Here is a 12,636-nt window from a genome sequence, read left to right as displayed (position 1 = left end):
CTCGCCCCGGACATTCGTTACCTCGAACCAGCGGAGATTCCGGATGCTTTTGCTTGAGCGCTCGACAGCGGTTTTGATGGCCTCATCCACACTGACGGGCGATGAACCGACAATCTCGATCTTCTTGTAAACATGGTTGGCCATGGCGTTTTCCCTTTTTGTTATGCCGCGCTACGCGGACGCGGCGCAGGCAAGCCAGCTGGCCGCAACGCGAAGGCTAAGGGAATTTCGCCGCATTTCCTAGCATTTTAAAAAGCCGGCGCAAATGCGATACCGGCTACTCCTTGAGCCAGACCGGCTCCTTCAGCTTGCCAATGAATTCCGCATGCGCGGCAAGCTGCTCCTCGCTCACCACCACCAGGCGCGGGGTGCGGGTCTCCGGCGCGTCGTATTGCGCGAAGGCGAGGCCCTGCTCCGTCTCCAGCACCAGGCCGCGCTGGCGCCCGCCGGTGAGCTCCACGTACACTTCCGCCAGCAGCTTGCAGTCCAGCAGCGCGTTATGGGTGGTACGGGCGGAGAGGTCGATCTCGAAGCGGCGGCACAGCGCGTCCAGGCTGTTCGGCATGCCGGGGAAGCGCTGCTTGGCCAGCACCAGCGTGTCGATCATCAGCGCCTTGTCCAGCTTCTTGCGCCCGATGCGCTCCAGCTCCGCGCTGATGAAGGCGAAGTCGAACGGCGCGTTATGCGCAACGAGCGGAGAATCGCCAAAGAATTCCAGCATCTGGTCCGCCACATCGGCGAATTTCGGTTTGCCCTCGACATGCGCGTTGGTGATGCCGTGCACGCGCGTGCTGTCGGAGGGGATGTCCCGCTCCGGGTCGAGCAGCGCGTAAAACTGCTTCTCGGTCGGCAGATCGTTGATCAGCTCAATGGCGGCGATCTCGATCACGCGGTCGCCGGTGAGCGGCTCGAACCCCGTGGTTTCCGTATCGAACAGGACAGACCGGCTCATAGCCCCAACTCCTCGATGATGCGCGCAACCTGCGCCCGCGTTTCCTCCAGCGGGCCGCTGGTATAGACGACGTAATCCGCCCGGCGGCGCTTCTCTTCATCCGGGGTCTGCCGGGCGATGATCGCCTCGATATCCGCCAGCGGCAAATGGCGGTGCAGCACGCGGGCAATCTGCACGTCGCGCGGGCAGGAGACGGTGATGATCTTGTCCACCCGCCCCTCGCCGCCGGTCTCGAACAGCAGCGGGATGTCGAGCAACACGGCGCGCCCCCCGGCCTGTACCGCCTCGGCCATGAACGCCGCCTGCATCTGCCGCACCAGCGGGTGCATGATGCCCTCCAGCCGCTTCATCGCCGCATTGTCGGCCAGCGCCTGGGCGCGCAGCTTAGCGCGGTCCAGCACGCCATCACGCACCGTGCCGGGGAAAGCCTCGGCGATGGCCGGAATCGCGGCGCCATTCGGGGCCTGCAACGCATGCACCGCGTCATCGGCGTTGAAGGCGGGGATATCGCGCGCGGCGAACATGGCGGCGACGGTGGATTTGCCCATGCCGATGCCGCCGGTGAGGCCGAGCACGATCATGCGGCGACGATCCGGTACAATTCCTCATCCACCTGGGGCATCACGCCGAACCAGGCGGCGAAGCCAGGCACGGCCTGGTGCAGCAACATCCCCAGCCCCTCCACCGCCTTCACCCCGCGCGCCTCGGCCTCGGCCAGCAGCGCGGTTTGCAGTGGCGCGTAGACGATATCGGCCACCGCCAAGCCGGGTGCGGCTTTCTCCAGCGGCATCTTCAGCGGCGGGTTATGCACCATGCCGAGCGAGGTAGTGTTCACCAGCAGCGCGTAATCCCCCAGCGCCGCCGCGCGCTGTTCCCAGGGCAGCACCCGCGCTGGCGGCAAGGCGGCGGCCAAGGTCTCTGCCCGCTCCGGGCTGCGGTTGCAGATCGTCACCGCCGCGCCTTCATCCTGCAAGGCGGCGGCAATGGCCCGCGCCGCGCCCCCAGCCCCCAGGATCAGCACCGGTCCCGCCGCCGGGTTCACCCCGTGCGCGCGCAGATTGGCGACGAAACCATAGCCGTCGGTATTGCGGCCCTCGATGCCCTGGGGCGTGAAGACCAGCGTGTTCACCGCCCCTGCACGGTGGGCGGTTTCGTCCACCTTGTCGCACACGGCGAACGCTGCTTCCTTGTGCGGGATCGTCACATTCGCCCCGGCGAACCCGGCCTGGGCCAAGGCGCGCACGACATTGGTGAAGTTCTCGGGCGCCACAGGCAGCGGCACATAGGCGCCGTCGATGCCGTGGCGGTTCAACCAGGTGCTGTGGATCCGGGGGGAACGGGAGTGGGCGACCGGCCAGCCGATAACGCCGGCGAGCCGGGCTGAGCCGGTAAGGAGTCGCATGGCGCCACAGCACCACGGCGCCACGCGCTTGCCAAGAGCAGGAGCAACACCACCGGGGCGAGATGCGCGTATTGCGCCGCCCAGGGCAGCAGGCCGGGGCCGAACCAGGCCAGGAAATACAGCACGGGCTCGCCAGGGGCGAAGCCGGTTTGCAGCCGCTCCTCCACCAGCAGCGCGGTGGCCAACGCCGCGCCCAGCAGGTCGTAGTCGTGCAGATACGGGCTGGCGAGCGCCGAGAGGATGAGCAGCGCCGGGGCCGAGCGTGTCTTCAGCCCGGCCAGCACCGCCGCCACGCTCACCGCCCCCTGCGCCAGCAGCGCCCCATGCACGCCGACGAACGGCTTGGCCATGGCGAACACGCTGATCAGCCCGCCCGCGAATTCCGGCGGCTGGCCGGTCAGCAGGACGCTGCTCATCACCGGGCTGGTGAAGTTGATGAACCCGGCCCAAGCGGCCTGCCCGAAGGCCCAGAGCGAAGCTGCCGCCAGCACCGCCGCCGCCAGCGCCGCGTACATGAAGGCGATGGGCGCGCGCCGGAGCAGGTATAGCGGCAGCACCAGCCCAAGCTGCGGCTTGATTGTCGCCAGCCCGATGAGCACGCCGGAGACGCGCGGGCGGTTCCCCAGCAGCAACAGCCCGCCGCCGAGCAGCGCCGTCATCAGCGCGGCGTTCTGGTGCTCCATCGCGCTCTCCAGCGCGGCCGGGGCCAGCAGCATGGCCGCCACGAACCACCAGCTCTTGCCGGCGAGGCGCAGCACAGCGGCCAGCAGCGCCATGGTCACGGCATCGAAGGTCAGCACGTCGGCCCAGGGCGAGAGCCAAGCGAAAGCGGCGGCAATGAGCCCGTAGGTCGGCGGGTAGCTCCACAGATGGTAGGGGAGCTTGCCGTACAGCCCTTCCAGGAACGCCTGGTAGGCGGTGTGGTCGAACAGCACCGGCAACTGCTGGTGCAGCAGCAGAAACCCGCCGGCCCAGAAATCCAGCCCATCGCGCAGGGCCTTGCCCACCAGCCCCTGGCGCTGGCCCCAGAGAATGGCATAGCCCTCGAATAATGACGGCAGGGTACAGAACAGCACCAGCAGGCTGAGTTTAACGCGGTGCTGGAATTGACTTTTTTCGGCCATATGCGCTTTATTCCGGGCTTTCCGACGCCTTGAAAGCACATCCATGATTTCCGCGCTAATGCCCAATTACAATCGGGCCGATATCTCCTTCGACCATGGCCACGGGGCCTATCTGTTCGACGAGGCGGGGCGCCGATACCTGGATTTCGGCGCGGGCATCGCGACATCCTCGCTCGGGCACGGGCATCCGCATCTGGTGAAGGCCATCGCCGAGCAGGCGGCCAAGGTGATCCATGTCTCCAACCTCTACCGCGTGCCTCAGGCGGAGCGTCTGGCGGCGCGGTTTGTCGAGGCGAGCTTCGCGGACTCCGTGTTCTTCTGCAATTCGGGCGCCGAGGCGAATGAGGGGCTGGTGAAGGCCATGCGCAAGACGCACGCCGATGCCGGGCACCCGGAGCGCACGCGCGTCATCTGCTTCGAGGGCGCGTTCCATGGCCGCACCCTGGCGATGATCTCGGCCACCGGCAACCCGAAATACCTGGCCGGGTTCGGCAGGCCGGTCGAGGGCTTCGACCATGTCGCCTTCAACGACATCGAGGCCGTGCGCGCCGCCATCGGGCCGGAAACGGCGGGCGTGCTGATCGAGCCCGTGCAGGGCGAGGGCGGCGTGCGCCCGGCGGATCTGCAATTCCTGCGCGACCTGCGGGCACTGTGCGACGAAACCGGCATCCTGCTCGGCTTCGACGAGGTGCAGTCCGGCATGGGCCGCAGCGGCAAGCTCTTCGCCCATGAATGGGCCGTGGTGACGCCAGATATCATCTCCCTGGCCAAGGGCATTGGCGGCGGCTTCCCCATGGCGGCGGTGCTGGCCAAGGAGAAGGTGGCCAAGGCGCTGGTGCCGGGCAGCCATGGCACCACCTTCGGCGGCGGGCCGCTGGCCTGCGCCGCGGGCAATGCGGTGCTGGATGTCATCCTGGCCGACGGCTTCCTGGACCAGGTGCAGGAAACTTCCGCTTACCTCCGCGCCGGGCTGGAAGCGCTGGTCGTGGCGCACAGCGATGTGTTCACCGGGGTGCGCGGCGCGGGGCTGCTGCTCGGGCTGAAATGCACCCCGCCCAATGGCGATGTGCAGAACGCCGCGCTGGCGCATGGGCTGCTCACCGTCGCCGCCGGGGATAACGTGCTGCGTCTGGCGCCGCCGCTGATCATCGGCAAGGCGGAATGCGACGAGGCTTTGGCACTGCTCGGCGAGGTGGCCGTGCAAATGGCGGCAAAGACGGAGGCTGCGGCAAAATGAGCGCTGCGATCGATTTACGGGCCGGTTCCCCCCGGCATTTCCTGAACCTGCGGGATTTCTCCACCGCCGAGCTGCGCGCGCTGCTGGACTCCGCCGTGCAGTTCAAGCGCGCCCGCCGGACGGCCAAGAAGCCGCTCACCGGCAAAACGCTGACGATGATCTTCGAGAAACCCTCCACCCGCACGCGCGTCTCCTTCGAGGTGGCAACCCGCGAGCTGGGCGGTGAGGCCATCGTGCTTTCGTCGCGGGACATGCAGCTTGGCCGCGGCGAGACCATCGCCGACACGGCACAGGTGCTCTCGCGCTTCACCGACGGCATCATGCTGCGCACCGACAGCGCCGCCAAGCTGCACGAGCTGGCGCGCCACGCCTCCGTGCCGGTGATCAATGGCCTCACCGACCTCTCCCACCCCTGCCAGATCATGGCCGACATCCTCACCTTCGAGGAACATCGCGGCCCGGTGGCGGGGCAGAAGATCGCCTGGGTGGGCGATGGCAATAATGTCGCCGCCTCGCTCATCGAGGCCGCGGCGCGGTTCAACTTCACCCTCCACCTCGCCTGCCCCGCCGGATACTGGCCGCGCGCAGAGGTGCTGGAATGGGCCAAGGCCGAAGGCGCCGATGTGGAAGTGAGCATCGACCCGGAAACGGCGGTGGAGGGCGCGGCCTGCGTCGTCACCGATACCTGGCTCTCGATGTCCGACAGCCCGGATCAGGCTGCCGCGCGCGAGGCCGCCTTCGCGCCCTATCAGGTGACCAAGGAGCTGATGGCGCTGGCAGCACCCAACGCCATCTTCCAGCACTGCCTGCCGGCGCATCGCGGCGAGGAAGTGGCGGCGGAGGTGATCGACGGCCCGGCCTCCGTGGTGTTCGACGAGGCGGAAAACCGGCTGCACGCGCAGAAGGCGATCCTGGCGTGGTGTTTGGGGTAGGTTTGCAAGCCGGGCGCGGCTGCCTATCTCCTCATAAAGGAGAAACGCCATGCCAACGCTGCTCGACAAATCCGCCCTCACCCCCCTGCCCGGCAAATGGGTGCTGGCGGCGGATCAGAAATCCATTCACCAGACCTTCACCTTCAAAACCTTCGCGGAAGCTTTCTCGTTCATGGCGCATGTCGCGCTGCTGGCGGAGAAGGCAGACCATCACCCCGACTGGTCCAACAGCTTCAACCGGGTGCACATCACCCTCTCCACCCATAGCGCCGGAGGCGTCACGGCGAAGGACATCGCCCTGGCAAAGGCGATCACCAACTTCGTCTGGCTGCCGCAGTAAAGAGCGACCTGAAGCAGCCTCTAATCAGCTGGCAGGTTGCACCGGCACCCAGCGCGGGCCGGGATTGGTGCCGTCCGCCGCATTGCCGCTGACCAGGAACACGGGCGGCTGTCCGGCCAGCGCCTTCAGCCGCTCCTGCAATTCCGCCGCCGAGGCCACGGCTTGGCCGTTCACCTGCTCGATGACATCGCCCGGCACCATGCCCGCCGTGGCCGCAGGACCCGTGGCGGCCAGCACGCCTACCCCGTTCTCGGCCGGCTTGGCGGCCACGCTGAGGCCCAACCCTTGCAGCGCAATGGGGCCCGGCGTGGGCTGGGCCACGGTCTCATCCAGCGCCGCGGGCGGGGCGGCGATGGTCAGCTTGGCCTGTGCCGCCGAGCCGTCACGCCAGTATTGCACGCTCACCGTCTGTCCCGCCGGGATCTCCGCGGTGCGGATCTGCAACTCGCGCGGATTCGCCACGTTCACCCCGGCCAGGGCGGTCACCACATCGCCATTGCGCAGCGTGCCGTCCGACGGGCCGCCGGGCGAGACCGAGCCGATCAGCGCGCCATCGGTGCCGGGCAGATGCAGCGACGCCTGTACCTGGGGCGTCACGTCCTCGGTCGCCAGTCCCAGCCAGCCGCGGGTCATGTAGCCGCTATGGGCCAGCTCCTCCGCCACCGGCTCGGCCATGGCCGAGGGAATGGCGAAGCCCACCCCATCCGACGTGCCGCTGGGCGCATAGATGGCGGAATTCACGCCGATCACCTCGCCCGCCATGTTGAACAGCGGGCCGCCGGAATTGCCCTTGTTGATGGCCGCGTCGGTCTGGATAAAATCGTCGAAATCCGTGTCGCCAATGTCCCGGTGCAGGGCGCTCACGATCCCCGCCGAGCTGGAGCCGGGCAGGCCGAACGGGTTGCCCACGGCCAGCACCCAGTCGCCCACGCGCAGCTTGCCGGAGTCGCCGAACTTCACATAAGGCAGCTTGTGCCCGGCATCGATCTTCAGCACCGCAAGGTCGGCCGGCTTGTCCCGCCCGGCGATGGTCGCCGTGTACACCGTGCCGTCCGGGAAGGTGACGATGACCGTGTTGGCGTTTTCTACCACATGGTTGTTGGTGAGGATGTAACCCGCCGGGTCGAACACGAAGCCGGAGCCAAGGGATTCAACGGTCTTGGGCGGCGGCACCACGGTGCCGGCGGTATTGTCCGGCGTGTCCGCCGTGGCGTGTAGGGCGCTGTTGTCGGCCCCGCCATTTCCACCGTTGTCCCCACCGTCGCCATTATCCCCGCCGCCCCCGCTGTCACCATTGTCGCCCTGGCTGTTGTCGCCCTGGCTGCTATTGTCCCCGGCAGGGGCCATGGCGGCGATGCTCACCACCGCCGGCAGCACCTTGGCCGCCAGATTGTCCAGCGAGGGTGGCATCTCGGCGGCGCGGGCGGCGCCACCGGCCAGGAGGAAGAGCGCGCAGAGCAAGCGAACCGAAAAAATCATGCATCAAGTGTGCGAGCAGGGGACGATCTTCGCAAGAGGGGGCGGGCAGGATATGTCTTGTCGCATGACCGAAGATGATATTCGCGCGGCGCTGGCGCCGTTCAACGTGGCCCACCGGCTGGATGGCGTGCATGTGCAGGGTGGGATGGTGCAGGTGAGCCTCGCCGTGTCCCGGCAGGAGGCGGCTTCGATGGAGCCCCTGCGCCGGGACATAGAAGCCGCGCTGCGCGCCCTGCCGGGCGTGAAATCCGCCACCGTGGTGCTGACCGCCCATGCCCAGGCCGCGCCCCCTGCCCCGCCGCCGGCGGAAAACCTGCTGCCGGGGGTGAGGCACGTCATCGCCGTGGCCTCGGGCAAGGGCGGCGTTGGCAAATCCACCGTGGCGGTGAACCTCGCCGTGGCGCTGGCACAGAGCGGGCTGAAGACCGGGCTGCTGGACGCGGACATCTACGGCCCTTCCTTGCCGAAAATGCTGGGCATCACCACCAAGCCCGAGGTGCGTGGCGGCAAGATGATCCCGCTGGAGGCCTGGGGGCTGAAGGTGATGTCCATCGGCTTCCTGGTGCCGGAGGAGAAGGCGCTGATCTGGCGCGGGCCGATGGTGATGGGCGCGCTGAACCAGATGCTCGGCCAGGCTGATTGGGGCGAGTTGGACGTGTTGGTGGTGGACATGCCCCCCGGCACGGGCGACGCGCAGATCACTTTGGCACAGAAGGCCAAGCCGCATGGCGCGGTGATCGTCTCCACCCCGCAGGACATCGCGCTGCTGGATGCGCGGCGCGGCGTGCAGATGTTCTCCCAAGTCGGCGTGCCGGTGCTGGGGATCGTGGAGAACATGTCCTATTTCTGCTGCCCCAATTGCGGGCACCGGACGGATATATTCGGCCATGGCGGTGCCCGGGCGGAAGCGGAGCGCATCGGCGTGCCGTTCTTGGGCGAGATCCCGCTGCAACTCGCCATCCGCGAGGCCGGTGACGCCGGAACGCCGGTGGTGGCCGCCCAGCCGGAGAGCGAAGTTGCCGCCGCCTTCCGCGCCGTGGCGGCGCAGGTACGGGCGGCATTGGTCGGGTAATGGCGGAGATCGGGTTCTACCACCTCACCCGCACGGATGTGTTCGCCGCGCTGCCCGCGCTGCTGGGCCGCACCTTGCAGGCGAACGAGAAGGCTCTGGTGGTATGCCCCGACGAAACAATGCTGAAGGCGCTGGATGAGCGGCTATGGACCTGCGCCAGCCCCGACTGGCTGCCGCATGGCACGGCGAAGACCCCGCACCCGGAATGGCAGCCGATTTTCATCACGACGCAGGCCGAGGACAACCCGGCCGGCGCCGCGTTCCTGTTCCGCCTCAACGGCGCGGGCGGGGACGCCGCGGGGTTCAAACGGGTATTCGACCTGTTCGACGGCAACGACGAAGAGGCCGTGGCGGCGGCACGAGCCCGTTGGCGCGCGGCGAAAGCGGAAGGCCACACGCTGGCCTATTGGAAGCAGGAAGACACGGGATGGGTAAAAGCGGGTTAGCCTCCCTATATCCTGCATAGGAGGTGAAGACGATGAACCGAATTCCGCTGCTACCCTTGGTTTTTCTGGCCTTGGCCGGTTGTGTTCATGAAGTGCCCGCACCATCGACGGGGTATTTGCCCGAGGATGCGTTTGGCAATTCCGTCGTGGGACAAGATCCGGATATGGCCGCCGTCAACGACGCCATGATCGCGTTCGCTTATCCTGGGACGATGCAAGGGCGGCCGGCTCAGATGGCGCTGGCAATCGCATCGCTTGACGCTATGGCGGGGCAGTTTTCAACCAGGGGCCGCTGGATCGCCATGGACGCAATCACGAAGCAGGAGATGCTGGATGCACGCACCGAGGTACGCGCCGTACTTGGCGTGCCCGAGAACGCGCCGTCGCAATCAGTGATCGACCAGTTGGTGGCGGCGTCTCACGCATTGGACAGAGGCGACCAGGCCGCGGCCTTGGCTGCATTGTCGGGCCCTGACTTTACCAAGACACCCGAACAAACACTGGCGATTTTGACGCATTTCCCAAGAGTCCCAGACGCGAATCATGCAACGATGGATGCGAACATGAATTTTTTCCCCGCGGGCGGAGACGAACCTAGTGATCGATGATCTGAGATGGGGGACTGCGCCGTAAGCGTAAGACGGGGACGTAAAGCTGCCCCGGCCTGCCTGGGAAACCGAATGGAGCGATGATGTATTTTTCGATTGAACCCATGGGAAATTTTGGCAACCGCATGCTGGAATACATGGCGGCGCTTGCCGTTGGGCGGCATTTTCCAGAGACGGTAACCTATAATTGCCAACTGCCTGAAATTGGCCTCGAGTTTGATCGGAGTTTGCACGACCAACTGCTCGCTGATGAAGCCAAAAACTATGTCGTGAAAGACAGGGACGTCACGTCGATTTCGACACTCGTTGAAAATATCAAAAAATCCGGCGCGACTGCTGTCGTCTTCCAGGGTTTTTTTCAACGCTACGAACTATACGAGCAGGCCGGGTTCTACCGGGATCTCGTTTTCAAAAAACAGCCCTTAGATATAGAGCCCTTTGGCGCGAACGATCTGGTGATCAACATCAGGGCGGGGGAACTCCTGGGCGGGGGCGTTTCCTGGTACCCTCTCGTGCCGGTGAATTTTTATGAGAACTTAGTGAGCCGCACCAAATGCAATCCGGTATTTCTCGGCCAGATCCAGGATTGCGAATATGTACGTGAGATCCAAAAAGCCTTCCCCGGCGCCCGGATGATTCCAAGCGGCGGCGCAATATCCGACTTCAACCGGCTGTTGCACGCGAAGCGCATCTGCATAACGGTAAGCACGTTTTCTTGGCTCGCGGCATGGCTCTCAACCACCACTGAAATCCACTATCCGCTGCTCGGGTTTTTGCACCCGTTTTGCCTGCCAAAAGGTACTCACGGGAATGGCGGCATTGACCTGACGCCGCTTGGAGACCCGCGCTACCGCTACCATCTCTTCCCAATTCTGAACGCCGAGCCAGAGACCGAATATTTGCGCTTCACAAAAACGTTGAACCCGATCTCCCAAGCTATTTCCGAACAATTCGTTGACGAACTATGCCAGAAAGCGAGAACGAATTACCAGACAATCAATACAGCAAAAAACAAGCACTATTTAAAAAGATATCCTGATGCCGCCTGGAGCGTTAGCTCTGGCCGGGCTGACAGTGCTCTGGCGCATTACGAAAATATCGGCAAAATTCACGGCTATTCCCTGTTCGAGACGCCGCCCCGCCCGCAGCTGGAAAACGTCGCGCTGCGCAAAAGCGCGACGCAAAGCTCGATCTCTGCCTGGTCCATAGGAAAGACGCCAGAAGCCGATGCGGCGGGCGCCGTTGATGGCGTCATTGACGGCTTCTACTCGTTCCATACCTCTCTCGAAGATGCCCCCTGGTGGCGGGTTGATTTGGGCGGCACATGCTCGATCTCGGAAATCCGGGTTTTCAACCGCGTGGAACATGAGGAATTGGCCAGGCGCGCCAACTGGATCGCCATCGATATTGGCAACAACGAGGATGGGTACAGGGAGGCTTTCCGCTATGAGTCGGAGACACCCTTTGGCGGGGCGGACGGCAAGCCCCTGATTTTCAAGCCAGGCGAGCCGATCCACGGGCGCTTCGTGCGAATACGGCTGCGGACCAGAAACTGTTTGCACCTAGAACAGGTGGAAGTTTACGGAGAATAGGACCAAGACCATGCCAAATTCCATCCGGGAAATTGTAGCGGCGTTTGACGAGCCGGGCGCGCTGGACCACGCCGTGTTCGCGCTGGAAACCGAAGGCTTCGACCGCGCTGTGTTCTCCGTCCTGGCCACGGAGGAGACGGTGGCCGGCGCGCTCGGGCACCGCTACCAGCAGGTGCGCGAGGTCGAGGATGATCCGCGCGTGCCGCGGGAGACGTTCTTCTCGCGCATGTCCCGGCTGGAAGCGGAGGCCTTCCCCGCGCCGGCTCTGGCCTCGCTGGGCTGGCTGGCCCTGGCGGGGATTGGCGGCCCCATACCGGCAGTCGTGGCGGCGGGTGCCGGCGGGCTAATCGGCGCCGTGCTGGGCGGCATGATCCACCAGCACCATGCGGCGCGGGTTCAGGAGCAGCTTACACGCGGCGGGCTCGTGCTGTGGGTGAGCGTCCGCGATGCCGCCGCCGAGGAAAAGGCCATGCGCATCCTGCGGGAACAGGGCGCGCACGACCTGCACGCTCATTCAATCGCCTTGTAACCTCACCACAGCGGGCGGCGCATATCCCGCCCCGCCAGACGCGAGAGCACGCCCAGCGGTGCGCGTTCCGGCAGCAGCATGCATTCGGGCTCGACGAGGAATGTCTGCTCCAGCGCGTTGCGGCCCGAGAGCGCCCCATGCGCCACCTGGTCGGTGAACACCATCCACACCTGGCCGGGCAGGAAGGAAATCTCCTCCGCCGGGGAGGAATTCTGCCAGCCCATGTCCCGCTTGGCGGCATCGTGCAGGGCCAGCATCGCCTCGTCGTAATGCGAGCGTTTCGTCTTGGTCAGCCCCAGCAAATGCCGCAGGCTCGCCGCGCCAGGCAGCGGCTGCTTCAGCGGCCAGAACTCCCGTGCATAAGCCTCGAAATCCGGCCCCACGCGCCAGCGGCGCGGCGTGCCATCTTGGTCGACATTGGCAAACACACGCAGAATCCGCCGCCCCTGCACCGGCGAGGTGGGAAAGGCATCGACATGCCGGCGCGTATCGTCCTGCCGCCAGGAGCGGGCCCGCCCGTCGACCTCGACCGGGCGGAAGCTCGTCCGCGCCCGCGTCAGCCCGCTGGCATAGGCGGGCAGCACCGTGCGCACCAGCGCCTCGGTAAACTCGCCATAGCGGCGCATCATGCCGGCGAGGCAGCCGCGCTCCGCCCCCTCCAGCCCAGTGCCCTTCAGCGCGTCCTTGGCCGGATCGAAGCTGATATTCTTGGCGGTTCCGGCGGCCTGCCCGGCGCTGATCAGCGCTGCTTCCCCGGGAAGCAGCACGAAGGGAAAGGCCGGAAACAGCAGGACGGCTCCACCCTCCAGCGCCAATGTCGCGTGCCGGGCGAGAGCCTCATCCACCTCGGCAAGCGCTGTAACTCCTATTTGCTCAAGCATTCTTGAATCCTCGCAAACGGGCGGCATCATCCCGGATCCGAT

At 65.7% G+C, this 12,636-nt stretch carries 15 protein-coding genes; 8 read left to right on the top strand and 7 right to left on the bottom strand.

Annotation, left to right across the window (positions count from 1 at the left end):
- The 5 genes from ACLPJJ_RS11580 to ACLPJJ_RS11560 form a co-directional block, all read right to left on the bottom strand.
- Nucleotides 1–144: dodecin (locus tag ACLPJJ_RS11580; protein WP_443591133.1), on the bottom strand; the 144-nt coding region annotated here is incomplete at its 3' end.
- A 133-nt stretch (nucleotides 145–277) separates the two neighbouring features.
- Nucleotides 278–952 (bottom strand): DNA polymerase III subunit epsilon, encoded by a 675-nt coding sequence (gene dnaQ / locus ACLPJJ_RS11575; RefSeq protein ID WP_443591130.1) that lies wholly within the window; start codon nucleotides 950–952, stop codon nucleotides 278–280.
- Nucleotides 949–1,533, bottom strand: coding sequence for a dephospho-CoA kinase (gene coaE / locus ACLPJJ_RS11570; RefSeq protein WP_443591129.1), 585 nt, complete (start codon nucleotides 1,531–1,533; stop codon nucleotides 949–951). Before coaE ends, dnaQ begins: the two co-directional genes overlap by 4 nt.
- Nucleotides 1,530–2,354: a shikimate dehydrogenase gene (locus ACLPJJ_RS11565; protein WP_443591128.1), complete on the bottom strand. Its 825-nt coding sequence runs from the start codon at nucleotides 2,352–2,354 to the stop codon at nucleotides 1,530–1,532. Before ACLPJJ_RS11565 ends, coaE begins: the two co-directional genes overlap by 4 nt.
- Entirely contained in the window at nucleotides 2,261–3,478 is a 1,218-nt protein-coding gene (locus ACLPJJ_RS11560; RefSeq protein ID WP_443591127.1) for a glycosyltransferase family 87 protein, read from the bottom strand. The genes ACLPJJ_RS11565 and ACLPJJ_RS11560 overlap by 94 nt, the downstream gene beginning before the upstream one ends.
- 43 nt (nucleotides 3,479–3,521) lie before the next feature.
- On the opposite strand from ACLPJJ_RS11560, the gene ACLPJJ_RS11555 reads away from it, so the two are divergent.
- From ACLPJJ_RS11555 to ACLPJJ_RS11545, 3 genes are read left to right on the top strand one after another with little or no spacing between them, the layout of a single operon-like run.
- Nucleotides 3,522–4,715: an aspartate aminotransferase family protein gene (locus ACLPJJ_RS11555; RefSeq protein WP_443591126.1), complete on the top strand. Its 1,194-nt coding sequence runs from the start codon at nucleotides 3,522–3,524 to the stop codon at nucleotides 4,713–4,715.
- Entirely contained in the window at nucleotides 4,712–5,647 is a 936-nt protein-coding gene (gene argF / locus ACLPJJ_RS11550) for an ornithine carbamoyltransferase (RefSeq protein WP_443591125.1), read from the top strand. Before ACLPJJ_RS11555 ends, argF begins: the two co-directional genes overlap by 4 nt.
- Nucleotides 5,648–5,696: 49 nt before the next feature.
- Entirely contained in the window at nucleotides 5,697–5,987 is a 291-nt protein-coding gene (locus ACLPJJ_RS11545) for a 4a-hydroxytetrahydrobiopterin dehydratase (RefSeq protein ID WP_443591124.1), read from the top strand.
- A gap of 24 nt (nucleotides 5,988–6,011) precedes the next feature.
- On the opposite strand, the gene ACLPJJ_RS11540 is transcribed toward ACLPJJ_RS11545, so the two are convergent.
- On the bottom strand, nucleotides 6,012–7,466 hold the full coding sequence (locus tag ACLPJJ_RS11540; protein WP_443591123.1) for a trypsin-like peptidase domain-containing protein: 1,455 nt from the start codon (nucleotides 7,464–7,466) through the stop codon (nucleotides 6,012–6,014).
- Nucleotides 7,467–7,530: 64 nt separating this feature from the next.
- Between ACLPJJ_RS11540 and ACLPJJ_RS11535 the strand changes: the two genes are divergently transcribed.
- The 5 genes from ACLPJJ_RS11535 to ACLPJJ_RS11515 all read left to right on the top strand — a co-directional run bounded on the left by ACLPJJ_RS11535 (nucleotide 7,531) and on the right by ACLPJJ_RS11515 (nucleotide 11,713).
- The gene (locus ACLPJJ_RS11535) at nucleotides 7,531–8,538 is read left to right on the top strand and encodes an Mrp/NBP35 family ATP-binding protein (protein ID WP_443591122.1); all 1,008 of its coding nucleotides are present in this window, start codon (nucleotides 7,531–7,533) and stop codon (nucleotides 8,536–8,538) included.
- Nucleotides 8,538–8,984: a DNA polymerase III subunit chi gene (locus tag ACLPJJ_RS11530; RefSeq protein ID WP_443591121.1), complete on the top strand. Its 447-nt coding sequence runs from the start codon at nucleotides 8,538–8,540 to the stop codon at nucleotides 8,982–8,984. The genes ACLPJJ_RS11535 and ACLPJJ_RS11530 overlap by 1 nt, the downstream gene beginning before the upstream one ends.
- Before the next feature lie 32 nt (nucleotides 8,985–9,016).
- Entirely contained in the window at nucleotides 9,017–9,592 is a 576-nt protein-coding gene (locus ACLPJJ_RS11525) for a hypothetical protein (RefSeq protein ID WP_443591120.1), read from the top strand.
- Nucleotides 9,593–9,672: 80 nt separating this feature from the next.
- Nucleotides 9,673–11,184, top strand: coding sequence for a discoidin domain-containing protein (locus ACLPJJ_RS11520; RefSeq protein ID WP_443591119.1), 1,512 nt, complete (start codon nucleotides 9,673–9,675; stop codon nucleotides 11,182–11,184).
- Between the two features lie 10 nt (nucleotides 11,185–11,194).
- Nucleotides 11,195–11,713 (top strand): hypothetical protein, encoded by a 519-nt coding sequence (locus ACLPJJ_RS11515; RefSeq protein WP_443591118.1) that lies wholly within the window; start codon nucleotides 11,195–11,197, stop codon nucleotides 11,711–11,713.
- Between the two features lie 2 nt (nucleotides 11,714–11,715).
- On the opposite strand, the gene ACLPJJ_RS11510 is transcribed toward ACLPJJ_RS11515, so the two are convergent.
- Nucleotides 11,716–12,594, bottom strand: a complete 879-nt coding sequence (locus tag ACLPJJ_RS11510; RefSeq protein WP_443591117.1) for a Kdo hydroxylase family protein — start codon at nucleotides 12,592–12,594, stop codon at nucleotides 11,716–11,718.
- Between the last annotated feature and the right edge of the window lie 42 nt (nucleotides 12,595–12,636).

Origin of the sequence: Acidocella sp., from assembly GCF_052326845.1 — a bacterium.
Classification (GTDB): domain Bacteria; phylum Pseudomonadota; class Alphaproteobacteria; order Acetobacterales; family Acetobacteraceae; genus Acidocella.
The sequence above is the reverse complement of the archived record's forward strand: the minus strand, read 5'-3'. Positions and strand labels throughout refer to the sequence as shown.